The following is a 23,564-nucleotide window of genomic DNA, read 5'->3' as shown; positions in this document are numbered from 1 at the left end:
TCGCGCAACACGACAACGAAGTATCTCCAAACACTACATAGCAGGCTTCGTTCCAGCCCCAGAAATGAGGCCTCGTGCATGCATCATTCTTCAGAGGACCACGCCGGGCGTATGTGAGTTGGCGCACATACGAATCGTGCCGTCTGCGGGTTCTCGGAACGCATGGGCATTCGTGGCTCGAAATTGTTAAAAGTTCACATGGATTCCCGAAGTTTCACCATTCGGGATGAATCAATCGTTAAGCTTTCAGGCAGTTCGCCGCGTCATCACGACGAGCGCGATGCCGCCCAGTATGGCCACCGAACTCATCACGAGCCGCGCTCCAAGGGTTTCTCCGAGCAGCAGCACGCCGCCTGCCGCCGTGATGACGGGTACGCTCAATTGCACGGTGGCGGCCGTCGCGGGCTTGAGACCCTTCAGCGCCGCGTACCAGATGACATAGCCGAGGCCGGACGTCAGCGCCCCGGAGGCCACGGCGTAACCGAAGCCTGCGGCGTCGAAGCGGGCGCGCGCCAAGGCGAGCGCCGCAATCGACACCGCGACCGCGAACGGCAGCGCGCGCAGGAAGTTGCCGGAAGTGGCCGCGACCGGATCAGCGAGGCCGCGCCCGCGCAGCGAGTACACGCCCCAGCCGACACCCGCCGCGATCATGAGCGCCGATGACAGCGGGTCCGGCGCCGCCAGTCCCGGCAGCACGAGCCAGGCGAGCCCGGCGAGCGCAAGCGACAGCCCGAGCCATTGCGCGGGCGCAAGCCGTTCTCCCTTCGCGAGGCCGTAACCGATCATCGTCGCCTGCACGGCGCCGAACAGCAGCAGCGCACCGGTGCCGGCCGGTAGCCGCACATACGCATAGGAAAACATCGCGGCATAGACGATCAGCGCGAGCGCGGAGATCCAGCTGCCGGCACGTGCCGCCTTGGCGTGCGGATCACGGCCGCGCGCCATCAGGATCGCCGCAAGCAGCAGCGCCGCCGACGCAATGCGCACCAGCGTGAACGTGGCCGCGTCGATCTGCGTGCCCTTGAGCGCAAGCCGGCACAGCAGCGAGTTGCCGGCGAAGGCCAGCATCGCGCTGCACGTCAGGACGGCCACGCGCGCGTTGAATGACGCGGGCGCTCGGGATGCGGCATCGGATCGGGGCTTGGACATCGGCGGGATGGAAGACGGGGCGTCTCACTGTAGCGCACGCGTGCCCGCCCTTCATGCTGCGCTGCTCAATCCGTGGTGAAGCCTTGCGGCGGCTTATCGGCCTCGGCTTCATGGCCGAAACGCTCGAACTCGGAGATGACCTGCGCGCCGAACAGCAGCAACGTCGCCAGCGCTTCGAGACTGAACAGCACGACAATCGATGTCGTCAGCGAGCCATAGACCACGCTGACCTGCGAGAGCGTCGCGAAGTACCACACCAGCACGTGCCGCGTGATTTCCCACAACACGGCCGCGACGACGCTGCCCAATAGCGCAAGCCGCAGCGAAGGGCGTCCGACCGGCATCACGAGATAGATCGACGTGAGCACGAAGACCTCGCCCGCGAAGCCGAGCAGATAGAGCAGCAGCCTCGATACGCCCTTGAGCGACACCTCGATGCCGAGCAGGTCGATGGAATTGCTGCCCATCGCCTGGAGTCCGTTGGAGACGAACGTGACGATCAGCATGCCGACGCCCAGGAACAGGATGTAGCAATACGGCAGCAGGGCGGAAAGCAGGAAGTGGCGGCGACGGATCGCGACGCGGTGCACGAAGATCACCGACATCGCGTTTTCGAGCACGGTGAAGGCGAGGGAGCTGAAGAAGATCATCGTGACGAGCAGTACCCAGCCGAGCACCGCGCGATGCGCGAGAAAGTTGGCCAGCTCGCGCACGATCGCGCGCGCCTGTCCCGGCACGAGCCATTCGAGCAGATGAGCGAGGGTGTCGAGCAATTCCTGCTGTCCGACGAAACGCGACAGCACGATGACGATCAGGATCAGCAAGGGGACGATGGAGAGCAGCGCGTAATACGCGACCGCGCCCGCCAGCAATACGCCCTGGTTCGCGCGAAACGCCTTCAGCGTGCGCAGCGCGAAACCGAACGGGTGACGCGCGACACTGCGTACTTGCGGGCCCAGAACCGGGCCGAGAATCCGGGACATGCCACCTCCGCGCGGCGCGCACTGCGCATCCCTTGCGGACGAGCAAGTTTTACGCCTGTAGCGGATGTTTGCTTGACCTTAACCCGGCCGGCGGGCTTCGCTGCGTGCCGCGGCCTGCTGCGCGGCTTCTTCGAAAGCGAGATCGAGAAGGGTATCGACGTCCTCGGCGGGAAGTTCGGTGGCGTCGATGTTACGCAGGCGGCAGAACAGCGCCAGCGCTTCAGCGGCAGCGGCGAAGGCATTGTTCATCTCGCGGGAGGGGAGGCGTCTTTTTCTCATGGTGAGCATAACGGCAAGGGCACGATCGGACTTTAACGCGCGGCAAGCCACTAGAAAGACTGTCGATGTCCGATTCACCTTCGCCAATGAATGAACTACTCTTGCCCTTGAGCCGTGCCCCGAGTCGTTCGACAGTCCGCTTCCGTACCGGTCCAGGAGGACGCCATGTCAGCCACCCCTGCAAGCTCCGCCCATGCCGCCGCGCCCGGTGCCGACACCGAGATCGTCGACCCCGACGAGCGGCTCTACAACCACGACCTCGCGCCCGTGCCGCGCTCGAAACGCACCTGGAACGGCTACAGCATCTTCGCGATGTGGATGTCGGACGTGCACAGCGTCGGCGGCTATACCTTTGCCGCGAGCCTGTTCCTGCTCGGCATCTCCGGCTGGCAGGTGCTGCTCGCGCTGACCATCGGCATCCTGGTTGTGTATGTGCTGATGAACTGGGTCGGCAAGCCGAGTCTCGTACACGGCATACCCTTCCCGGTGGTGGCCCGCATCTCGATGGGCGTCATGGGCGCCAACCTCGCGGCGCTGATTCGCGGTGTGGTGGGGATCGTGTGGTATGGCGTGCAGACCTACTTTGCATCGAAGGCCGTGGCCACGCTGCTGCTGTTGTTCGTGCCGTCGGTGGCGGCGTGGCGCGACACCAGCTTTCTCAGGCTCGACATGCTCGGCTGGGTGAGCTTCCTGTTCATGTGGCTCCTGCAGCTCGTCATCTTCCAGCGCGGCATGGAGATCATCCGCAAGTTCATCGACTTCTGCGGGCCTGCGGTGTATGTCGTGATGTTTGTGCTGATGGGCTGGATCCTCTATCACGCCGGTCTCGGCAGTCTCAATCTCACGCTGTCGGGCAAGGTCCTGTCCGGCGACGAACAACTGCACGCGATGATCAATGCCACCTTGCTCGTGGTGAGCTATTTCGCGGCGCTGCTGCTGAACTTCGGCGACTTCTCGCGCTTCGCCAAGAGCGAGCGGCAAATGAAGGTCGGCAATTTCCTGGGCCTGCCGTTCAACTTCGTCGCGTTCGCGATCATCACGGTGATCGTCACCGCGGGCAGCGAGAAGGTCTTCGGCACGATGATCATGGACCCGGTCGAGATCGTCTCGCGCATCGAGAACAAGGTGTGGGTCGCGATCGGCAGCATCACGTTCATCATCGCGACGATGGGCATCAACATCGTCGCAAACTTCGTTTCGCCAGCCTATGACATCGCCAATCTGTTCCCGAAGCACGTGGACTTCAAGAAGGGCGGACTGATCGCGTCGGTTCTGGCGGTGATGGTGTGTCCGTGGATCTTCGTCGACAGCCCCAAGGCCATCACCATTTTCGTGTCCGTGTTCGGCGCGGTGCTCGCGCCGATGTACGGCGTCATGATGTCCGACTACTACCTCGTCAAGCGCCAGCAGGTGCGGACCGCCGATCTCTACACGATGCAGCCCGGCGGACGTTTCCACTATGACGGCGGCTGGAACAAGGTCGGGCTGGCGGCGCTGCTCCTGTCGGGGATCGTGTCGGTCGGCTGGGAGCTGTCGACGCAGATGCTCAAGCTCCTGCCGCCCAATAATCTCGGCTGGCTGATCGGCGCGGCGGCGGGCGCGCTGCTTTACGTGCTGTTCATGCGCCTCGCGAAGCGGTCCTAGCCAGTCTTCACTTGATCCATTTGCGCACGTCCTGCTCCCAGTCGGGCTGGCCGCAATTGGGCGGATTCTCCGGTCCGAGCACGGTGATATAGCTCTTCGTCTTCATGCAGGCCTCATAGGCGCGGACCTGCGTGCAGCGGCCCGCGCCGGCCTGCTTCGCGGTGGCCTTGCAGGCGGACATCGCGCTGTCCATGCCGGTGAAGTCGGCGTCGCTGCTGTCGTTCCAGGGCGGCGGGCTGGCGGTCGCCGAGAATTCCACGGGTGTGCTGCAGGCGGCGAGCAGCAACGCGGCGGCGGCAGGGAGAAGACACGAGCGGACGAGTCGGTTCATCATCGTTGGAACTCCGGTTTTTAAGCTCTTGTTGAAGGCGCGTGATCCGCCGCCTATTATTCCCCGCTGTCACGATCTGCGTCGGCTTTTTGTTCGAGCCTCTGCACGCGTGAGCCGTTGACCTCACTCCCCTGGAGCATTGGATGAAAGCCGTGCCGCTCGCCCGTGTCCTCTTGTCGTGCCTGGTCATTGCCGCCTGCGCGGCGTTTGTGCCGTCGGCGTCCGCAGAAAGTGTCTCGTTCGGCCCCGACCAGTTGTGCGGGCTGCACAGCGCACGTCCCGATCAGCCGCCCGCAGCGAAGCTGAGCACGGTGCAGGGCCGCAATGGACCGATCGGCTATGCGCGGTTCGGACACGGCCGGCCGCTTCTGTTGATTACCGGCTATCGCGCGACACTCGGCGAATGGAACGCGTATTTTCTGGGCGAACTGGCGAAGCATCGCGACGTGATCGTCTTCGACAATCGCGGCATCGGCGGCTCGACGATCGTCGGCGGACATTACGGCCCGGATTATTCGATCCGTGACATGGCCGCCGATGCCGCCGACGTGATCGCGGGCCTGAAGCTGTCGCAGGTCGATGTGGTCGGCTGGTCGATGGGCGGCATGATCGCGCAGCAGCTCGCGCTCGATGCGCGCGACCAGGTCGCATCGCTGACGTTGATCGCCACGGCGCCGCCCGGGCCCGATGCAGTGCCGACGCCGCCCGAGGTGCTCTCGGTCCTGTCGGGCGGCGGCAAGGACGCCTTTGCACGCATCATGGGCGTGCTGTTTCCCGCCGATGCGGTGACGGATGCGTCGCGCTGCTTTGTCGGCGACATGTTCGCGCCGCCGGGCTACAAGGGCCGGCCGGTGCCGGAGGCGGTCGCGGCGCAGCAGAACCGCGCGATGCAGGGCTGGTTCGCCGATAGCGCCGCCGCCGCTGCGTTGCGGCGCTCGCCGGTGCGCACGCTGGTCATCGAGGGCGCGAACGACGCGGTGCTGCCCGACGCCAATGGCCGGGCGCTCGAGCAGATGATTCCGCGTTCGCGGCTCGACGTCGTGGCCGATGCCGGGCATGCGCTGATGTTCCAGTATCCGCTGGAGCTGGCGCGGCATGTGGTTGCGTTCGTGGGGCGGTAGCGTGCGTACAGAAGGAGGCTGTGTTCTTCCAAGGAACGTCGGACGAGCAGGCGGCCTTCGCTCTTAGGGTCATGGGCGGATCGTCGCAGCCCGCGAATTGAGACGCCCGAGCAGGCCAACGATCCTCCGCGACATTCATCCCGAAGCGCCGCGCCCCTAAGCTCTCTCCATCGACTTCCAGGAGAAGAGCAATGAACAGCAACAGCGCAACACACCAGCCCGCGCCGATGCCGGTGGCGTTCTTCGGCATCGCGGTCGGCGCGCTGGCTTTCGCGGGCGCGTGGCGTGCGGCGGCGCGCGTCTGGACGATTCCGGATGCCATCCCGGTATTTCTCACCGCCGCCGCGCTCGCCGTTTTGCTCGTGGTTCTGATTGCTTACGCCCGCACCTGGCGCGTCGCGCGCGCGGCGGCGCTTGCCGAATTGCAGCATCCGGTGCAGTCCTCGTTCGCGGCGCTCGTGCCGGTGTCGGTGCTGCTCGCCGCGCAAGCCGTGCAGATTTATTCGCGCGATCTCGCCATCGCGTTCTTCACGCTGGGCGTGATTGGCCAGCTTGCCCTTGGGGCTGGCTGCACGGCCGTTTCTGGCAAGGCGGCCGCAAGCCCGAACTGAGCACGCCCGCCATCTACCTGCCGACCGTCGCGCCGAGCTTCGTCGCGGGCACGGCCGCCGCGAGTCTCAACTTCACCCAACTCGGCGCGCTGTTCTTCGGCGCGGGCGTGTTCTCGTGGCTCGCGATCGAATCCATCGTGCTGCATCGCGCCGCCGTGCATGAACCCTTGCCGGAAGCAATGCGTCCGAGTCTCGGGATCCAGCTGGCGCCGCCCGTCGTCGGCGGGGTGAGTTATCTCGCGATCACGCACGGCGTGCCCGATGTGTTCGCCTGGATGCTGCTCGGCTACGGGCTCTATCAGGCCTTGCTGGTGATCCGGCTGGTTCCGTGGATCCGCCAGCGCGCCTTCACGCCGGCCTACTGGGCCGTGAGCTTCGGCGCCGCCGCCTTGCCGACGCTCATGCTGCGCATGCTCGAACGCGGCGCCACGGGCCCGCTCGAATGGCTCGCGCCAGTGACCTTCGTGCTGTCGAACGTGGTGATCGGCCTGCTGATTGCGGGCACGGTGCGGGCCATCGTGCGTGGCGAATTGCTGCCCGTGCCCGCCGGCGCAAGCAGTCCGGCCCAACCGGTCAGCCACCGCGCGGCCACCCTGCCGCACTAAACCCGGCGACGTTCATCACAGTTCAAGCACCTCGCCCGCGCGCAGCGCACGCAACGCAAGGTCCGGAAGCGCGGCGCGCAGTTCAGCGAGGATCTGCGCGCCGTGCGGCGGCTTCAGATGCGAAATCAGAAGTTCGGCTTTGAGGCCGATGCCGCGCAGATCGTCGGCGAGCAGGCTCGGGCAATAGTGATGGGCAATGCGCGCCAGTTCGATCTGCGCATCGGGAAACGCCGTCTCGACGATCACGTAACGCAAGTCTGGCAGCGCGCACACGGCGGCCCAGAACGCGGGGTGCGTCGTCGTATCGCCGCTGAAGGCGAGACTCGCGGTAGCGCCCGTCAACGCGAAGCCTGTCGACGGCACCGTATGGCACGCGGGCAGGGCGGTCACGTTGCGCCCATCGAGCATCACATGCGCGCCTGCTTCGAGCGCCTCGAAGCGCACAGCGGGCGCCGCCGCCGATGGAATCCGCGTGAAATCCGGCCAGATCAGATTGTTGAAGATATGGGCGTGCAGGATGTCGAGCGTCGCGCGGCTTGCGTGAACGGTGACGGGCGTGCTGCGCGCCTCGCCGACGGCATCGATCATCAGCGGCAGATACGCGATGTGATCCAGATGCGAATGCGTGAGGAACACATGATCGATGCGCGCGAGGGCGTCGTCGGTAAGCACGGCGACGCCGGTGCCCGCATCGATCAACAGATCGTCGTCCACGAGCAGCGCCGTGGTGCCGCCCGGATCGTGGTCCGAGCCATCGTCACCGCCGCCGTTGATCGCACCGCTACAGCCGAGTACCCGAACTTTCATGATGCGGCTCACTTGAAGAATTCACGGAATCACTTCGTATCGAACGCGCTGACGCAGTCCCAGTCGGCGGGCAGCGCGACGCCGCGCAGCGTCTCGATCCGCTTGCGATACAGCGCATACAGTTGCTGTCCGGGATACTGCGCCGCCAGCGCATCGAGCCGCGCCTGCGCCGCATCCCACTCACGCGCGCGGTAATGCAAAAGCGCCGCGTGCCAGCGCACGAGCGCATCGGCGTCATGCTGCGGCGGCTGGGGCTCGAACACGGCGATCGGCGCGACCCGGCCTCGCACGCGCACGCGGTCCAGCTCGCGAAACACGACTTCGGGCACCTGCGCGCGCGTTGCTTCGCCAACGATGATGTCGATGTCGAAGCGCCGCGTCAGGCCTTCGAGCCGCGCCGCGACGTTCACCGCGTCGCCCATTACGGTATAGGCCTTGCGCACCGGCGAGCCCATGTCGCCGACGGTCATCGGCCCGGTATTGATGCCGATGCCGATCCACAGCGTCGGCCAGCCGCGCGCGCTCAGCGTGCGGTTCAGTTCGACCAGCGCCGCGCGCATGCCGAGCGCCGCCGCCACCGCATGACGCGCGTGCGCCGGGTCGTCGACGGGCGCGCCCCAGAAGCTCATGATCGCATCGCCCATGTATTTGTCGAGCGTGCCGCGATGCGCGCGGATCACTTCGGTCATGGTGCCGAGATACTCGTTCATCAGGCGCGCGAGCGCTTCCGGCTCCAGCGTCTCGGCGATGGCCGTGAAGCCCAGCACGTCGCAGAACAGCACCGTGAGTTCGGCGCGGCGTCCCGCCATGCTGTAGTCCTCCGGATGGCGGCTCATTTCCTCCACCAGCTCGGGCGGCACGTACTGGCCGAACAGCGCGGCGAAGCGCCGTTTCGCGCGCGCCTCCACGAAATAGCCATACGACATGTTGAGCGCATGGAGCGCGACCACGGCAAGCAGCAGCGAGCCGATCGGAATGAACCAGTCGAGGCGCGCGAACGCATACAGACCGGCGGCGACGAACGCGGCGAGCAGCAGCAGGGTGCAGAGCGTCGCGCGCGCGGGGCCGTGCCACGGCCACACGAAGATCATCGCGAGGCCCGCGACCACCAGCGCGACCGCCTGCAAAGCGGCGGCGAAGGGCGGCTGGAAGCGAATGGCGCCGTCGAGCATGCCGCTGATCAGGCTCGCGTTGACTTCGACGCCCGGATACACCTCGCCCACCGGCGTCGTGCGCTGATCCATCAACCCCGGCGCGGTCGTGCCGACCAGCGCGATCCGGCCCGCCAGCGCGCCTGCCGGAATGCGCTGCGCGAGCACGTCGGCGATCGAGTAATACGGAAAGCTGCCCGCGCCGCCGCGATATGGCACGAGCGCCGCGCCGTTTTCATCGAGCGGTATCCTGCGCGTGCCGCGCGGCGTCGTCAGCGCGAGACCGGACAGCGGCGCGGTCGCGTCGGCGGGGTCGTCGAACAGCGGGCGCACGGCGGCGTCGCCGTACAGCGCACGCAGCACTTCCAGCGACAGCGCGCCATACACGCCGTCGCGAAAGGCCGTCACGAGCGGCACGCGCCGCACCGCGCCATCGAAGTCGATGACCGGATTGAAATACCCCGCGCGTCGCGCCGCCGTTTGCAACGCGGGCAGGTTGCCGCCGTAGCTGGTCCAGTCGAACAGCGTGAACGGATGCGCGCCAAAAGCACCCGCGTGCAGCAGCGGTGCCGGGATCGCGCCGCTCGACACCTCCTGGTTCGCGAAGTAATAGCCGAGCACCACCGGATGGCGCATGAGCGTAGCGGCGAAGCGTTGGTCGTAGTCGAGTTGCGGCGCCAGTGTCGCAAGCGCCGCGCGGTAGTCCGCGTTGCCGGCGAGCGCGCCGCGCGCGAGTCCGTCGAGCACGGCGAGGCCCGAGCTGGCATCGGGCTCGGCGAACACCATGTCGAAACCGAGTACCGCGACATGCTCGCGCTCGAACAGCGTCTCGACCAGTTCCGCCATGCGCGCGCGGCTCCACGGCCAGCGGCCGAGTTCGGCGAGGCTCTTTTCGTCGATGTCGAGAATGGCGATGCGTGTGTCCGTCGTGCGCGGCATGAACAGGCGCAGTTGGGTGTCGTAGATCAGTGCGTCGAAGGTATCGACAAAACGCAGCGGGTAGAGCGACAGCGCGTGCGCCGCAAACCCGATCACGATCGCCACGCCGAGCGCCCAGCGTCCGCCCGCACGCTTCAACACGAAAGCGAAGGGCTCGCGGTCCGCGCGCCGGCGACGCATCATTGCGCCGCCCGCAATTGCTCGTTGGCCGTGACGAGCCGCGCCGCCAGCACGCGCGCGACGAACTTGTGCATGCGCGCCGCGAGCGCGGGGTCGTCGTCCTCGAGACGCCTGAGCGTCGCAAGCGCGAGCCGCGCGACGACCGTGGGCTCGTCGGCGACGACATCCGCGCTGCGTTGCGCGCCCGTGTACACCGCCATTTCCCCGACGATGGTCCCCGCGCCGAAACTCCTCAGGCGCAGCGTGCGGCCGTCGCCGAGCGCGAGCGCCACGGTCACGCGGCCGTTCTCGACGAAGTAGATGGAATCGCCGGGATCGGCCTGGCGGAACAGATAGTCGCCGGGCGCGAGTCGGAGCGTGTCGAGATGCGGGCGCAAGGCGTCGAGCGTGTCGGGCAGCGTCGAGACGAAGGTTTCGCTTGCGGCAGGCGTGGCGCAAGCCGGCGCCGCCCCGCGCGCGCCACGCAGGATCTGTGTCTCGATCCATTCGAGGCCGCCGTCGAGATCGTCGAAGACATGCAGGCTGCCGGGACCGTTCGAATCGTTTGCATGCGTGGCATCCCGCGCCAGCCAGCTGCGCAGCGCGGGAGACAGACCCGTCAGCACGATCTGCGCACGCACGCGTCCACACGCCTGACGCAGCCGCACGAAGCTCGCGGCGCTCGATGCATCGACGCCATGCACGCGCGCGAAATCCACCAGCACGAAGCGCACGCCCGGCTCCGTGGTCGTGCCTTCCGGTGCTTCGATGCGCCCGCGGATATGCGCGAGGATCGAGTGCGCGGTGCCGAAGAACAGGAAGCCCTGCAGCGCGACGCCATACAGTGCGTGCGCGTGGGCATCGAGCAGCCGGGTGTCATCGACGCCGCGCTCGACGTTCGAACGCCGTCCGCGGCCATCGAATTCGCGGCGCAGGCAGTTGACGCGGCCGTAGCGCACCACGAACAGCAGACACGCCGCGACGATGCCGAGCAACACGCCCGCCGTGATGCCGTAGACGGCGATGCACACCATGATCGCGGGGATCAGCAGATAGTCGTGCCACGGCAGGCGCCGGATGGACATGACGAGCCATTCGATCAGCATCGCCGCGCCGATGAACAGTTGCAGCCCGACCAGCACCGGCTTCGGCAGGAGCGCCATCATGCTCGGAAACAACGCGATCACGACGAACGAGAGCACCGCGGCCAGCACGCCCGCGCGCCGGTCGCGCACGCCGAGCCGCCAGTTGGTCATGGTGCGCGTCATCGATTGCGCGCCGACCAAGCCGCCCGCCAGCCCGGTGATGAGGTTCGCGAGACCGGCCGCGCGCATCTCGCGGTTGAAGTCGATGTCGCGCGAGGTGGTGACGCCGATGCTCGTCGCGTTGAGCAGGACGGTCATCGACGACACCGCCGCGATGGCGACGATGTCGAGTGCGTGCGACCACAGCATCGGCAGCCAGGCGACGTGGATCAGCGCAAGCGGCAGGCGCATGCCGGAGAGCGGTTCGTAGCGGAACAGCAGGCCCATGCGGCGCGCGTCTTCGAGATGCTTGCCCGACGTGGCCAGGCCGAAATAGAAGAGCGCGATGCCGAGCGCCATCATCGAGGGCAGGACGATGGCATAGCGCGACGGCCGCGTGATGCGCGTCAGCACCAGCAGGCCCAGGCCGACCACGAGCGCCGGCACGCTCGCGAGCCACGGCAGCTGCATGACGATGCGCGGCGTCGCAAGACCGACGGGCACATCGGTCAGCACGCGCAGCGCGCCTTCGAGCAGCAGCAGGCCGGTGCCCGCCAGGAAGCCGCCGATCACCGGAAACGGAATGTACTGGATCGCATTGCCACGCTTCCAGTGGGCCAGCGCGAACAGCAGCGCGCCGGTGGCGAGCGACGACACCGCGATCAGCATCAGCACCGTGGCGAGCACGCTTTCGTCGTCGCCGCCCGCGGCATGCACCGCAAGCGCGATGCCGGCCGCGAGCGGCGCCAGCAGCGCGGTCGCGTTGGAATCGGGCCCGGCGATCGCGAACGGCACCGAACTCGTCAGCGACACCACCAGCGCGACGAGCACGCAGCTCAGCAGCGCGGTGGGCATGCCGGCCGGCAGCCATGGCGAGAGGCCGGCCGAGAAGATCATCGCGCCGTAGCCGGCGGCATAGGACAGCGCGATCAGCGCGGTGAGCAGCGCGGCCAACGTGTCCGTGCCGAGCGCCGCCAACCTGAACGCGGCCGCCGCCGGCCGCGCCCCGCGCGCGGGCCGCAGCAGTGCGGGGTCGGTGCCCGGGTGTTCGCTCATCGCGCCTCCGCTAGCGGCACGCCGCCGACGGCACCACCGGCGTCACGCGCGAGGCGGGCAGCACGCCGAAGGGCAGTCGCGGACTGACGACGATCGTGCCTTCGCCCGCGCGCACGATCTGCCTGTCGACCTGGTTGAGCACGACGATCTGGCCGTCGTACACGACGATCTGCTCGCCTTTGCAATTCGCGTTGGCGCCGGGTTCGACATCGGTGCAATCGGTCACGGAATATTCGGTGCCGCGAATGCCGATGGTCGAGGTCGGCGTCTTCACGCGATAGTTCTCCGGCTTGCCCTGTTTCGCGACCAGTCCGTCCACCGCGCGCAGCCCGCCCTTCACCAGCGACAGGAAGCTGCGGTCCTGCTGCGGCGCGTCCGCGGCGTAGTTGAAGTCGTCGACCCGGAAGACGGAGCCCGGCTTCAGGTACACGCGCTGGCCGTCGGTGAAGATCATCACGATCTCCGAGCCGACGCCGGTCTGGACGGTGTCGCCGTTGTCGATTTCGCCGCCCACGGCCGCCACCCGCTGCGCGCCGTTCGCCCCCTGGATCGCGACGTTGCCGACCAGCGCCTTGATGGTCGCGACCGCGCGGCCTTGCTCGGCACGCGCGCTCAGGGCGAAGAGCACACACAGCAGGAAGAGGAGGACGCGCGCCATGGCCGGTCTCAGAACGATTTGGTGAGCGCGACCCAGAAACGGTTCGCGTGGCCGGTGCCGAGCGTCGCCGGCACGTAGCCGAGCGTGTGCGCCCAGGACATCGACAGCAGGAGATCGTGCGGGGCGGCCACGCTCGCGCCGATGCCCAGGCCCGACAGCCGTACGTGATTGCTGCCCGGCACGACCGGATGTGCGACGACCTTGCCGTCGGCGGTATCGACGAATGCGCTCAGCGTGACGCGCACCGGCACGAGCGTCTGGGGCACGCCCTGGCGCAGTTCCAGGCTCGCGATATAGGCCTCGTCGACGGGCGCGTCGCCGGTGGCGTAGGCGCGCACCGCGTACGGGCCTCCCAGCGAAATCTGCTCGGACGAGTCGAGGTTGCGCGAGCTCGCCTGGCCGTTCAGCGAGAAGTACAGCTGCGTCCCGTTGGCCTGCGCGCCCAGCACCTGGGTGTGCGTCAGCGCGAACACGAACTTCGAGAACGAACCGGCGATCTGCGATGCCGCTTGCCCCGGCTGCGGCGACTTGAACCGCAGGTTGCCGTGCTGGGCGCCGAGGTCGAAGGTCGTGATGCTCTTTTCGAGCGTCAGGTTGCCCGACAGCGCAAGGCGCGCGACGTCGCTGTTCTTGTCATCGACGGAATCGAACGCGCCCAGGTGATCCGACAGCAGCTTGTGATCGTAGCCGAGCGTCGCGTAGACGTTCGCGGCGGGCGCGCGCAGCAGCGCATAGCTCAGGAAGGTGGACCACACATTGGCGCTGCCGTAGGCGTCGAGATCGTCGAACTGGCCGCCCACCGAATAGGTCGAGCGCGTGTAGCCGGCGCCCCAGCTGAGCCCGCTGCCGCCGAGCGGCACCGTATAGCCGAGATTGCCGTAGAACTGCCCGGTGATCGAACCCAGCAGCCGCGCGCCCAGCTGGTCGCCGATGCCGAGCGGATTGTTCCACTGCAGCGCGCCGATCAGCCGCGCGGTGCCGGTCGTCGTCTGGCCGAAATTGTCGGCCTGCACGCTGCCCGACAGCGCCGGCGCCAGCGGCATCTGCAAGGTGAGGTCGGAGGTGCCCGGCAGGAGGCCCGGCGCAATCGTCGCGTTCGCGCCGGTGGCGCCGGCGGCGTCCTGCGCGAGGAGCGTCGCACGGGTGAGCGCGTGCTCGTCGATCACGTCGCCGCTGTGCAAGGGCGTGAGGAAGCGTTCCAGTACCGCGTCCCGGGTGCGCGAACGATTGTCGAGGCCGATGCGCCCGTAATGCCCCTCGCTCACCGCGATGCGCACGATGCCATGGTCGATCTGCTGCGGCGGCACGGTGCCGCGCGCCACCAGATAGCCGTGCTGACGATAGAACGCGCTGATGCGGTCGGCGGCGTTGTCGAGATCGTCGAGCGAACGGTTCGGGCCGATCAGCGGGCGCACCGCGTCGAGCAGTTGCGCCGACGAAAAGATCGTATTGCCGCTGAACGCGAAGCCCTTGACCTCGAAGCGGATGCCGCCCGGCGCCGGTTCCTGGGGCGTCACCGGTGTGGGCGTCACGTTCAGGCGCAGATCGGACGGCGGCGGCGGGACGGGCGTCTGCTGTTGCTGTTCCCGCAGGATCGTGCCGGCGTTCGGCAGCGTCTGCGCGCGCGCATCGCGGATGTCGCGCGAGCCAGCGGCGACCAGCGCGGCAAACAGCGCCGCGAAGCGCCGCCGCCCGGCGCGGCTGCGGCTGCGGGCGACGGGCTCGAGGCGCCGGATGCGCGCGGGCCTCACATGCGGCAGACGTGACCGGGCCATGCGTCGTCCGGCAGACGGCTGCCGTCGCTCGACGAATCCGAGCGCTGCTGCACCAGCGGCGCCGACTGCGGTTCGAGGCCCGGCGTTGCATCCGACAGCGGCGCGGGGTTGGCTGCATCCGTGCGCACCGAGTCGAGGATCCCGGGAAGCGTCGCCGCCGTGGCGATCGCGGGTTCGTCGGGCGGTTGATCGGGCGTCGACGGTGGAGCTTGCGGCGGCGGGGGCTGCGGTGGCGGCTCCGGCGGCGGTCCCGCCGCGATCCGCAGCGTGCCGCCCTGGGTGGTGATCCGGTAACCCGTCGGGCCGCCGGCCGTGGTGACCGTGATCGCGTATTCGCCGCTCGCCGCGCCGGGCGTGGCGCCCGTGCTCGTCACCGTGAATATGAACGGCTCATGCACCGTCGGGCTGTCCGCGAACGCCTGGCCATAGTTCGTGCCGTCGTAGCGCAGCGCGATCGTCACGTCGTTCGGGCCGAGCGTGCGCGGGGTGTCGAACGGCACGTCGAGGTTCACCGCCGTCAGCGTGACCTGCTGCAGCGCACCGAATGCAAAGCGGTTGCCGGTGGATGACGCGGCGCGTGGGTCGGGGCGGCCCGTGCTTGCATCGTAGGCATCGCCCCAGAGCGCCAGGTTGCCGCTTTGCAGGCCGCCGAAGCGGTCGGCGTCCGGGGAATCGGAATAGACGATCCAGCGGCCGTTGGGCGTCGAGAGCGCCTGCGCGCCGGCGCGGTTGTCGAAGGACGCCGACGCCAGCGTGATCGCCGTGCCCGGCGCGCGGCTCGATATCGGAGCGGCGAGCGTCAGCGACGGCGCCGCCAGCGTCACCGCGCCGCTCGCTGAGACGCCCGTCAAGCCGGCAACGCTGCCGACCGTCATCGGCGTCGCGCTGGTGACGGAGAGGGCGCCGGCATCGGCGGCGAGCGTGCCGATGCGGTTCGATGCATTCGTCAGCATGTAGGTGCCCGTGGCGCCCTGCAACGCGAGGCCGGCCACCGTGACGGCGGCTTGCTGCGTGGTGACGCCGCCCGTCGACATCGCCAGCGTGCCGAGCGGCGCCGCGATGGCCGCGTCCAGCGCAATCCCACGCGGCGCCGCGAGTGACAGCGTGTTGGCGCCGCTCCACGCGACTGGCCCGTTGATCAACACGACGTCGCCCGCATTGATCGTGACGTTGCTCGATTCGAGCGCGCGCGCCAGTGTGGTGCTCCCGATCGTGTCGGAGGGGCTTTCGAAGGCGGAACCGCGATTCGGCCCGACCCGTGCCGTGAAGCCGCCTTCGATGCGCCGCGTACCGGTCTGGCCCGACGCGGCCGCCGTCGTATCGGAGCGGCTATCGAAGGCAGAACCGCCGTCCGGCCCGACCCGCGCCGTGGAGCCGCTGTCGGTGCGCCGCGTGCCGGTCTGGCCCGAAGCGGCCGCCGTCGTGTCGGAGCGGCTATCGAAGGCAGAACCGCTGTCCGGCCCGACGCGCGCCGTGGGCCCGCTGTCAATGCGCCACGTACCGGTCTGGCCCGACGCGGCTGCCGTCGTGATGCGCGCGTCGTCGGCCACGCGGATCACGGTGCCTGCTGTCTCCACCAAACCGCCGTTGCCGCCACCCGGGGCGGAGGCGTCGAGCGTGCCGCCGACGCGCGCCACGCCGCCTTCCGCGACCAGCCGGATCACGCCATTCTCGTTCACCGCGCTGCGCGCCTGGATGACGCCGGTGTTGTTCACGACGCTGCCGAACAGCGCGTCCTCGGCGCGGGCGGTGAGCCAGGCCTGGCCGCCATCGGCCTGGATGAGTCCGTGATTGGCGGCAAGCGCGTGCAGCGTGCCCTGATCGACCGACAGCCCGATCAGGCTGTGATCGCCGAGTGTGACAGCCACGCGGCTGCCTGCCGCGAGCGCCGTGACGCCTTCCGGGGTCGTGATGGTGCCGGCGTTGATCACCCGCGCGCCGACCAGCGTGACGTAGCCGCCGGGCGCGCTGGTGAGCGTGCCGAGATTGACGACGGGCGCGCCGTTGCCGTCATCGCCGTGACGATGATGGTGATGTTCCCATCGGTCCCGTTGGCCGTTCGCCGCGAAGGCATAGTGGCCGCTCATGAAGTCCTGGGTGGACAGACCGAGCGTCGAGGCCAGCAGCCCGCCGACATTCACCTGTGCGCCCGGCCCGAAGATCACGCCATTCGGATTGACGATGAACACCTGCCCATTGGCGTTCAGCTTGCCGAGCAGCAGCGAAGGGCGCGGCCCGACGACGCGGTTCAGTGCGATCGCGTTCGCGCCCGGCTGATTGAAGGTCACGGATTCGCCGGGGCGGGTGCTGAACGCATTCCAGTCGATGGCTAGCCGGCTGCTGTTCTGCTGGATGACGGTGGCCGAACCGCCGCCGCCGATCGCCCCCGAACCCGCGACGATGTGTCCGCCGCTCGGCCCGGCGGCGACAGGCGCGCACGCTGCGCCCAGCAACGTAACAATACAGAGCCGTAAGGTGGGCGATGCGGTGCCCGCGCGCAGCGTGCTGAACATGTCGGCCGACTCCTCTCTGTTGCGGCGCATCGCGCTTAAGCGCTGCGAACGCATCATCAAGCAGTTTAGTGTTCCGAATCATGCTTGCAACTACGCGTTTAGTGAACCTGCGCCGGAGCAGGCTGTGTGCGCTTGCGCACTGAACGCACGCAACGCACTTAACGTAATGGCGCAGTCAGGCGCGGGAAGAGACGGCAGTGCGTCCGGCGCGCTCGCGATTTCAACCGCTGCGGCACGAAAGGGCGAACAGGTCGGCGACGGTTGACAAGCAACGTTCAGGCGTGTTCGCTCGCGAGCGTGCCCTGCACGAATTCCTTCAGGAACGCGACCCAGGTCCGGATCTTCGCGTCCAGATACTGGCGGGACGCGTACATCGCGTAGATCGTCATCGACTGGAGTTCCCACTCGGGCAGCACGCGCACCAGTGCGCCGCTCTCCAGCCACGGCAGCGCGGCCAGCATCGGCAGCGGGGCGATGCCCAGGCCGTTGGACAGCGCGACAGCCAGCGCATCGGCGGAATTCACCCGCAGCCGGCCCGGCTCCAGATCCACTTCGACCCGGCCGCGGGGGCCGTCGAACAGCCAGCGGTCGAGCGGGAACACGGTCGTCACCATTTGCAGGCACGCGTGCTTCGGCAAGTCTTCGGGATTGCGCGGCGCGCCCGCTTTCTTCAGATACCCGGGCGACGCGCACAGCACACTCGGCATCGAGCAGATTTTGGTGGAGACGAACGCGGAATCCGGCAGTGTGGAAGTGGTGACCTGGAGAAACACGTCGAAGCCTTCGTCGAGCATGTCCGGCACGTGCTGCGACAGCGTCAGTTCGACCCGCACCTGCGGATGCGCTTCGAGATAGTGCGTGAGCGCCGGCACGACGTAATGCTGGCCGAAGGTGATCGGCGCGTGCATGCGCAGCACGCCGCTCGGCAAAACCTGTGCGTCGCCGGCTTCGGCCTCGGACAGATCGACCAGTTCCAGCACTTCCTTGCAGCGGGCGAGATAGCGATTGCCGGCGTCGGTGAGCGCGACGCGGCGCGTGGTCCGGTTCAGCAGGCGCGTGCGCAGATGAGTTTCGAGTTCGGTCAACGCGCGCGACGCCTGCGCCGTGGTGATATCCATTTGCTGCGCCGCAGCAGTGAAGCTGGCCGCTTCCGCCACGCGCGCGAAGATTCTCATGCTGCGCAATAGGTCCATCGTGCTGCCGGTTTTTTGACGAAGCCGGAACTATCCCATGGCGGCGGTCTGGCGCGCAACCCGAGCGTCGCGGCGAGCGCAGCCCGCGTTTCCGCACATTCGTTTCAGGATTCACATCTGTTACAGGGCTTGTAACCCGGCGGCCCGGGCGCCTCGCTACGCTGGATACATGGCCGGTTTGCGGCCGCAGCCACGATGAGGACAAAAATGAACGTCAAAGGCTTGGTCGGAGTGGGGATCGCACTGTCGGCGGGACTGGCGTGCGAAGCGGCGATGGCGCGGGTGAGCGTCGGCATCAATCTAGGGGTACCGGTCTATGCAGCGCCCGCACCGGTTTATGTCGCGCCGCCGCCTCCGGTCTACGTCGCAGCGCCGCCGCCCGTCTACGCGCCGCCGCCGCCTGTCTACGCCGCGCCACCCGCGCCGGTCATGTATCAGCCGGCGCCGGTGGTCATGGCGCCCGGACCGGCCATCTACGTGGGCTGGCATGGCGACCGCTATTGGGACGGCAACCGCTATTGGGCGCGGCGCGACTGGTACGCGCATCACGGCGGCTATGGCTACCGTCACTGGTAAGGGCGATTTTCCCGGGGAGTGCACATCATGGATAACTCTTCACGAACTCGAAGCCCGGCGCGCCGCGTGCGTACGCTGGCGGTGAGCGCCGCGCTGCTGCTGGCGGCCGGCCTCGGCGGCTGCGTCTATGCGCCGCCTTATGGCTATGCGCCCGCGCCAGCCTACGGTTATGGCTACGCGCCGGCGTATGGATACGCCTACGGTCCCGGCTATTACGCGGCGCCTTCGGTGTCGCTGGGGATTGGTTTCGGCGGCGGCGGAGGTCACTGGCACGGACACTGATGCCGCTGGTTCGCCGGGCGTTCCGCAAGATGGGAACGCCCGTTGCTGCGCCGGTCTTCATCGTTCCGGAGACTGCGCATCATGACCGAGCACACTGCACGCTTGCTGTCGCCACACGCGCGCTGCGAGCATTTCATGTTGCCCGAGAATGGCTGGGTGCCAAATAACCGGCGGCTGCCGGTCCTGCTCTGGCGCGGCGCGATCGATCCGGTCGCGCCTGATGGCGCCGGCCGCTTCGAAGCCTTGTTCGCGCAAAACGGCTGGCCGCCGCAATGGCGCGACGGCGTCTTCGACTATCACCACTACCACTCCACTGCGCACGAGGTACTCGGTATCGCGTCCGGCGATGCCGAACTGATTCTCGGCGGTCCGCATGGCCGCGTGATCGCGGTCCGCGCGGGCGATGCACTCGTGCTGCCCGCCGGCACGGGCCATTGCCGGCTCACGTCGGGGCGCGGGTTCCAGGTGGTGGGCGCCTATCCGCCGGGGCAGCAGTGGGACATCCGGCGCGAAGCCCTCGATGAGCGCGAACGCGCCGCCATGGAGGCGTTGCCGTTTCCGGCGAGCGATCCCGTCGCGGGCGACGACGGGCCGCTGCGCCATCACTGGCACTGAGCGGCAGCCGCGCTCAGGCCTTGCTCCGCTTCGGAGTGTCGACACGACGGCTGCCGATGAACGGCACCCGCGTGACGACGCCGGTCGCGAGCGCCGTCCCGACGAGCACGACCGCGCAGGCCGCCGCCATGCCAGGCGACACGTGTTCGGCGAGAAACCACGCGCCCCACAGGATGCCGAAAATCGGAATGACGAAGGTCACGGTGATGGCGCGCGCCGGTCCGGCGACGGCGATGAGGTGGAAGAACATCATGTACGCGACGCCCGTGCAGGCAATGCCCAGTGCGAGCACCGCGCCCCAGGATTGCATCGATACCGCGCCCGCTGGCCACGAGATCAGTGCGAACGGCAGCAGGACGAGGGTAGCGGCGCTCATCGTTCCGGCGGCGACCGTCAGCGAGTCGACGCCCATCAGATGCCGTTTGGTGTAACTCGCGGCGATGCCGTAGCACAGCGTCGCGGCGAGCGCGGCCAGTGCGGCGAGGGCGGTGGCGAGCGGAGACACGGCGGCGACACTGGCGTCGTGCGCGAACATCTGGTCCCACACCAGCGCGAGCACGCCCGCGAAGCCGAGTGCCAGTCCCACGATACGCATGCGCGTGAGCCGGTCGCCGAGCCACAGGAAGGCGACCAGCGCGCCCCAGAGCGGCGTGGTCGCGTTGATGACCGAGGTGACGCCGGCCGACAGCGTCAGCTCGGCATACGCGAACAGGCAGAAGGGCAACGCCGAATTCAGAATGCCGACCACGAGCAGCGGCCATGCGCGCTGGCGCATGGTCGCGAGCGCCGGGCGCAGCGTCCCGCGCAGCACCAGCATCAACAACAGGAAGGCCGCGCCGATGCCGACGCGCAGTGCCATCAGCGGCGCCACGCCGAAATCGGTAACGCCGACGCGGATGAACAGGAACGAGCCGCCCCACAGCGCGGCAAGCACGAACAGTTGAGCAAGATTGGCGGGATTCATGGCTGGGCGGTGCTGTAGGAGTGGATCGTGGAGCCATCGTAGCCACGGCGACAGGGCTTAAGTTTCGGCGCGACGTGAAACGAAACCTGCAAGGGAGGGCGTGCCGTGCTTCGTGCCACGCCCGCATCGTAGGCGCGCGCGAGCCGGGCGGCAAACGAGCAATTCTCACCGATATGTGAGAAAAATTGCCAAGCATGGAGCGTCTCCGCGAGCTTGGTCAACGCGCTGCCGAGCGGGCACATCAGCCGATTGCCGTCATCGGGAAACGGTGCGAACCTTGACGCATGGGTCAGGAAGTACGCTTCTTGCGGCGTAGTGCACGCCGTCCTCTCAGGAGAACACCATGGACAATGCAAACGGCAGCGCATCCCCGATGCAGCCCGACGAACCGCCGCTGATACGCCGTTCAGTCACCAGCGCGATGGAAGCCGCGCTCGCGCCCGGCGCGGCGCAGGGAAAGGAAGCCGGCGTGACGCCGCTCGCGCCGGGCGAAGCTCACAAGCCCAGCCACCACGCACCACATCACGTGCATGGCAGCGTGCTCGAAGGCGGCGACAGCCCGGCGGTGCTCGCGCAACCGTCCGCGGCCACGGCCGAGCGGCAAGGCAGTCGGTTTCATCCGTCGCCCCCGGCGGCCCGCCGTGCGCGCGATGTGCTCGCGGACGCGCAGCAGCGGGTCGCGAAGCATTACCGCCAGGTGAGCGACGGCACCGACGATTACGTACACGACAATCCGTGGAAGGCGATTGCGCTGGCGGCGGCGGGTGGGTTGATCGTCGGCTTGCTGGCGGCGCGCTGAATCGGCGGGATGGCCGCGCCGGATTGCATTTGCGTGACCAAAGCGGGCCTCAACCTTGCTGAATGGGGTTACGCGTGATGCTCTTCATCACGCGCACGCCACCATGGAAGAACGTTCGTACGACATCTGCACCGAGCGGTGCGAAATCTGGAATCAGCGAACCTCCGCGCTCGCTGGCCCGCGGCGTGTACTCATCGTGCACTCGGAATCGAATGTCGGCGACTCGTTTGCGTTGCTGCTGGCGATGCGCGGTTTCGAAGCCGTGCAGGCCGGCCAGATGCAGAACGCCCTCGTGCTGGCCCGGAAGTGGCGTCCGCAGGTGTTATTCGTCGATACGCAGGTAGGCGAGCAGCATGATCACGCCGTCGCACGGACGATGCGTGCCGCGCTGGCCGAGACGGGCAGTGCCGCCGAGCTTCCGCTGATGATCGCGCTGGCGGCGGACGCACTGCGCGATCCGCGCGACAGTCTTTTCGGCGCGGGCTATGACGGCTTTTGCCGGACGCCGTGTCCAGTTTGGTGGATGTATGACGTGCTGAAGTGCTTCTACGCCCATTGAGCCTGAGCCGGAACCCGCCGGTGCGGGCGGCCGGCGCATTCCGGCAAGTACGAAATGCGCCGTCTGGAAACGTTTGAAAACGGCTGCGTCACATGCTTTTAGACGTTTTGAAGTCGTTGGTTTCCAGTTCGACCGATTGACCGTGATTACGCTCGAGCGCACGCCGGGCGGCGTCCTCGATCTGCAAGCGTCCTCCTTCGAAGGCGGAAAGAAGGTCATGCGAAGACGTGCCGCTGTTGCCGAAGTGATCGTTGAGCGCATCGAGGGAAACACTGCACCAGACTTCGCGATCGTCCACCCTGGCCTCGAATGCGACACGTGCTGCCGCCACGACATGACGTCGTCCGCTGAACTCAATCGTCATCCTCATCACCTCCTGACATTCGTTGGGAATACGCAGAACGCGCTCATCGCAGGCGACGCAAACACGCTGCGCAACGACGATGCTCCCGACGGCATGCGTTGCATACCGTCTGAGCGCATCATACGCCCGGCCTCGCGGCCGGGCATCTCAACCTGCCTTTGCAATGGACGTGCCCGCAGGCGCGCCCCAGGCCATCCCGTCTAGCAGCACGCACACCCGCCGCGATGGCGCATGCCGTAACTCCCTGTGTCTTCCGCGCCGGAAGCCTGCGCGCCCGACCCCCCGACGCTCGGCGCACCGACGGTCACGCGCGCGGCCGTGACGCCGCACTCGGGACAGACGGCGGGATCGTCGCGCTCGGCGATACGGCGGACGGCTTCGAATGCGCCGCAGGAGGCGCATTCGTAATCATAGACAGGCATGGGTATTCCGTTCGGGAAGGGTGGCTTACTTATCCAGTTTAGCAAGCTGGCGCAGACCGTACATCGTCGGTCCGCCGCGTGACCGTGCCCAAGCGACATGGCGTGGCATCGCCATTGCTGATCGACCCGGGAAGGTTCAGTTCAAGCGCTCAAGGAGAGTCGATGAAACGCAATGCAACCCTGCGCGCAGCGCTGGCTTCCGCGGTGATCGCGGCAGTTCCGCTCGGCGCACTCGCCCAGACCGAAGCGGCCAGCACGACGACCGCCAACGACCTCCCGCCGGTGGACAAGGCTTTCGTCCAGGCGGCGTCGTCCGCGGGATCCACGGAAATCGATGCTGCGAAGCTCGCGACGAAACAGTCTCAGGACAAGGACGTCAAGAGCTTCGCCCATCACATGATGGTGGATCACATGAAGCTGGCCATGCAGCTCAAGATGGCCGCGCCGCATGGCGTGACGGTGCCGATGAACAACTCCGACCCGTCCGCGCTCGACTCGCTGAAGGCGCTGCACGGCAAGGCGTTCGATACCGCGTATATCCAGAAGCTCGGCATCCAGGGGCACAAGGAAGCGGTGGAGGTATTCCAGAAGGAAGCCGCCGAAGGCCAGAACGCCAAGCTGAAGCAGGCCGCCCAAAAGGCCCTGCCGACGATTCAATCGCATCTGAAGATGGCGCAGGATCTCGCGGCCAAGAAGGGCGTGCAGGAGTAACGTGACGCGGGCCTGCCGCACGGGCAGGCCAAAGGGGCCGCACGCAGGAGCAGG

General features: G+C 67.5%; 23 protein-coding genes and 1 pseudogene. 10 read left to right on the top strand and 14 right to left on the bottom strand.

Annotated elements, in window-relative coordinates:
* Positions 1 to 246: 246 nt before the first annotated feature.
* From QCE88_RS09515 to QCE88_RS09505, 3 genes are all read right to left on the bottom strand, one after another.
* Entirely contained in the window at positions 247 to 1,149 is a 903-nt protein-coding gene (locus QCE88_RS09515; RefSeq protein ID WP_309901264.1) for a DMT family transporter, read from the bottom strand.
* Positions 1,150 to 1,214: 65 nt separating this feature from the next.
* Positions 1,215 to 2,132, bottom strand: coding sequence for a YihY/virulence factor BrkB family protein (locus tag QCE88_RS09510; protein WP_309901261.1), 918 nt, complete (start codon positions 2,130 to 2,132; stop codon positions 1,215 to 1,217).
* 78 nt (positions 2,133 to 2,210) lie between these two features.
* Positions 2,211 to 2,381 (bottom strand): hypothetical protein, encoded by a 171-nt coding sequence (locus tag QCE88_RS09505; protein WP_309832335.1) that lies wholly within the window; start codon positions 2,379 to 2,381, stop codon positions 2,211 to 2,213.
* A 195-nt stretch (positions 2,382 to 2,576) separates the two neighbouring features.
* Here QCE88_RS09505 and QCE88_RS09500 point away from each other — a divergent pair, with 195 nt between their 5' ends.
* Positions 2,577 to 4,055, top strand: coding sequence for an NCS1 family nucleobase:cation symporter-1 (locus QCE88_RS09500; RefSeq protein ID WP_309901259.1), 1,479 nt, complete (start codon positions 2,577 to 2,579; stop codon positions 4,053 to 4,055).
* 7 nt (positions 4,056 to 4,062) lie between these two features.
* Here the strand turns inward: QCE88_RS09500 and QCE88_RS09495 are convergent, their stop codons facing one another.
* Positions 4,063 to 4,389 (bottom strand): hypothetical protein, encoded by a 327-nt coding sequence (locus tag QCE88_RS09495; protein ID WP_309901257.1) that lies wholly within the window; start codon positions 4,387 to 4,389, stop codon positions 4,063 to 4,065.
* Between the two features lie 140 nt (positions 4,390 to 4,529).
* Between QCE88_RS09495 and QCE88_RS09490 the strand changes: the two genes are divergently transcribed.
* Positions 4,530 to 5,507, top strand: a complete 978-nt coding sequence (locus QCE88_RS09490) for an alpha/beta hydrolase (protein ID WP_309901255.1) — start codon at positions 4,530 to 4,532, stop codon at positions 5,505 to 5,507.
* Positions 5,508 to 5,698: 191 nt separating this feature from the next.
* Positions 5,699 to 6,723: pseudogene (tehA, locus tag QCE88_RS09485) on the top strand (dicarboxylate transporter/tellurite-resistance protein TehA).
* Between the two features lie 15 nt (positions 6,724 to 6,738).
* On the opposite strand, the gene QCE88_RS09480 reads toward tehA, so the two are convergent.
* The 6 genes from QCE88_RS09480 to QCE88_RS09455 are packed head-to-tail and all read right to left on the bottom strand — an operon-like array spanning position 6,739 to position 17,025.
* Positions 6,739 to 7,530 carry a 3',5'-cyclic-nucleotide phosphodiesterase gene (locus QCE88_RS09480; RefSeq protein WP_309901252.1) on the bottom strand — a complete coding sequence of 264 codons (792 nt, stop codon included), beginning with the start codon at positions 7,528 to 7,530 and terminating at the stop codon, positions 6,739 to 6,741.
* 29 nt (positions 7,531 to 7,559) lie between these two features.
* Entirely contained in the window at positions 7,560 to 9,803 is a 2,244-nt protein-coding gene (locus tag QCE88_RS09475) for an adenylate/guanylate cyclase domain-containing protein (RefSeq protein ID WP_309901250.1), read from the bottom strand.
* Positions 9,800 to 12,079 (bottom strand): SulP family inorganic anion transporter, encoded by a 2,280-nt coding sequence (locus QCE88_RS09470; protein ID WP_309901248.1) that lies wholly within the window; start codon positions 12,077 to 12,079, stop codon positions 9,800 to 9,802. The genes QCE88_RS09475 and QCE88_RS09470 overlap by 4 nt, the downstream gene beginning before the upstream one ends.
* Before the next feature lie 10 nt (positions 12,080 to 12,089).
* Positions 12,090 to 12,737, bottom strand: coding sequence for a FecR family protein (locus QCE88_RS09465; RefSeq protein ID WP_309901246.1), 648 nt, complete (start codon positions 12,735 to 12,737; stop codon positions 12,090 to 12,092).
* 8 nt (positions 12,738 to 12,745) lie between these two features.
* Positions 12,746 to 14,512 (bottom strand): ShlB/FhaC/HecB family hemolysin secretion/activation protein, encoded by a 1,767-nt coding sequence (locus QCE88_RS09460; RefSeq protein ID WP_309901244.1) that lies wholly within the window; start codon positions 14,510 to 14,512, stop codon positions 12,746 to 12,748.
* Entirely contained in the window at positions 14,485 to 17,025 is a 2,541-nt protein-coding gene (locus QCE88_RS09455) for a filamentous hemagglutinin N-terminal domain-containing protein (protein ID WP_309901242.1), read from the bottom strand. Before QCE88_RS09455 ends, QCE88_RS09460 begins: the two co-directional genes overlap by 28 nt.
* Between QCE88_RS09455 and QCE88_RS09450 the strand changes: the two genes are divergently transcribed.
* Positions 17,024 to 17,290: a hypothetical protein gene (locus QCE88_RS09450; protein ID WP_309901241.1), complete on the top strand. Its 267-nt coding sequence runs from the start codon at positions 17,024 to 17,026 to the stop codon at positions 17,288 to 17,290. The genes QCE88_RS09455 and QCE88_RS09450 overlap by 2 nt on opposite strands.
* Before the next feature lie 10 nt (positions 17,291 to 17,300).
* On the opposite strand, the gene QCE88_RS09445 is transcribed toward QCE88_RS09450, so the two are convergent.
* Entirely contained in the window at positions 17,301 to 18,218 is a 918-nt protein-coding gene (locus QCE88_RS09445; protein WP_309901238.1) for a LysR family transcriptional regulator, read from the bottom strand.
* 207 nt (positions 18,219 to 18,425) lie between these two features.
* On the opposite strand from QCE88_RS09445, the gene QCE88_RS09440 reads away from it, so the two are divergent.
* The 3 genes from QCE88_RS09440 (at position 18,426) to QCE88_RS09430 (ending at position 19,691) form a co-directional block, all read left to right on the top strand.
* Positions 18,426 to 18,794, top strand: a complete 369-nt coding sequence (locus QCE88_RS09440) for a hypothetical protein (protein ID WP_309901236.1) — start codon at positions 18,426 to 18,428, stop codon at positions 18,792 to 18,794.
* Positions 18,795 to 18,875: 81 nt separating this feature from the next.
* Entirely contained in the window at positions 18,876 to 19,076 is a 201-nt protein-coding gene (locus QCE88_RS09435; RefSeq protein ID WP_404984745.1) for a hypothetical protein, read from the top strand.
* A gap of 81 nt (positions 19,077 to 19,157) precedes the next feature.
* Positions 19,158 to 19,691, top strand: coding sequence for a cupin (locus tag QCE88_RS09430; protein ID WP_309901234.1), 534 nt, complete (start codon positions 19,158 to 19,160; stop codon positions 19,689 to 19,691).
* 13 nt (positions 19,692 to 19,704) lie between these two features.
* On the opposite strand, the gene QCE88_RS09425 is transcribed toward QCE88_RS09430, so the two are convergent.
* A complete protein-coding gene (locus QCE88_RS09425; RefSeq protein ID WP_309901232.1) occupies positions 19,705 to 20,655 on the bottom strand; it encodes a DMT family transporter in 951 nt (316 codons plus the stop codon).
* 343 nt (positions 20,656 to 20,998) lie between these two features.
* On the opposite strand from QCE88_RS09425, the gene QCE88_RS09420 reads away from it, so the two are divergent.
* Both QCE88_RS09420 and QCE88_RS09415 read left to right on the top strand, forming a co-directional pair.
* A complete protein-coding gene (locus QCE88_RS09420) occupies positions 20,999 to 21,454 on the top strand; it encodes a glycine zipper domain-containing protein (protein WP_309901230.1) in 456 nt (151 codons plus the stop codon).
* Between the two features lie 103 nt (positions 21,455 to 21,557).
* Positions 21,558 to 22,013, top strand: a complete 456-nt coding sequence (locus QCE88_RS09415; RefSeq protein ID WP_309901228.1) for a response regulator — start codon at positions 21,558 to 21,560, stop codon at positions 22,011 to 22,013.
* Between the two features lie 88 nt (positions 22,014 to 22,101).
* Here the strand turns inward: QCE88_RS09415 and QCE88_RS09410 are convergent, their stop codons facing one another.
* Positions 22,102 to 22,377 carry a DUF1488 domain-containing protein gene (locus QCE88_RS09410; protein WP_309901226.1) on the bottom strand — a complete coding sequence of 92 codons (276 nt, stop codon included), beginning with the start codon at positions 22,375 to 22,377 and terminating at the stop codon, positions 22,102 to 22,104.
* A gap of 200 nt (positions 22,378 to 22,577) precedes the next feature.
* Positions 22,578 to 22,799, bottom strand: a complete 222-nt coding sequence (locus tag QCE88_RS09405) for a zinc ribbon domain-containing protein (protein ID WP_309901224.1) — start codon at positions 22,797 to 22,799, stop codon at positions 22,578 to 22,580.
* A gap of 162 nt (positions 22,800 to 22,961) precedes the next feature.
* On the opposite strand from QCE88_RS09405, the gene QCE88_RS09400 reads away from it, so the two are divergent.
* A complete protein-coding gene (locus QCE88_RS09400; protein WP_309901222.1) occupies positions 22,962 to 23,510 on the top strand; it encodes a DUF4142 domain-containing protein in 549 nt (182 codons plus the stop codon).
* Positions 23,511 to 23,564: the final 54 nt, after the last annotated feature.

Origin of the sequence: Caballeronia sp. LZ035, assembly GCF_031451175.1 — a bacterium.
GTDB lineage: Bacteria > Pseudomonadota > Gammaproteobacteria > Burkholderiales > Burkholderiaceae > Caballeronia.
The sequence above is the reverse complement of the archived record's forward strand: the minus strand, read 5'-3'. Positions and strand labels throughout refer to the sequence as shown.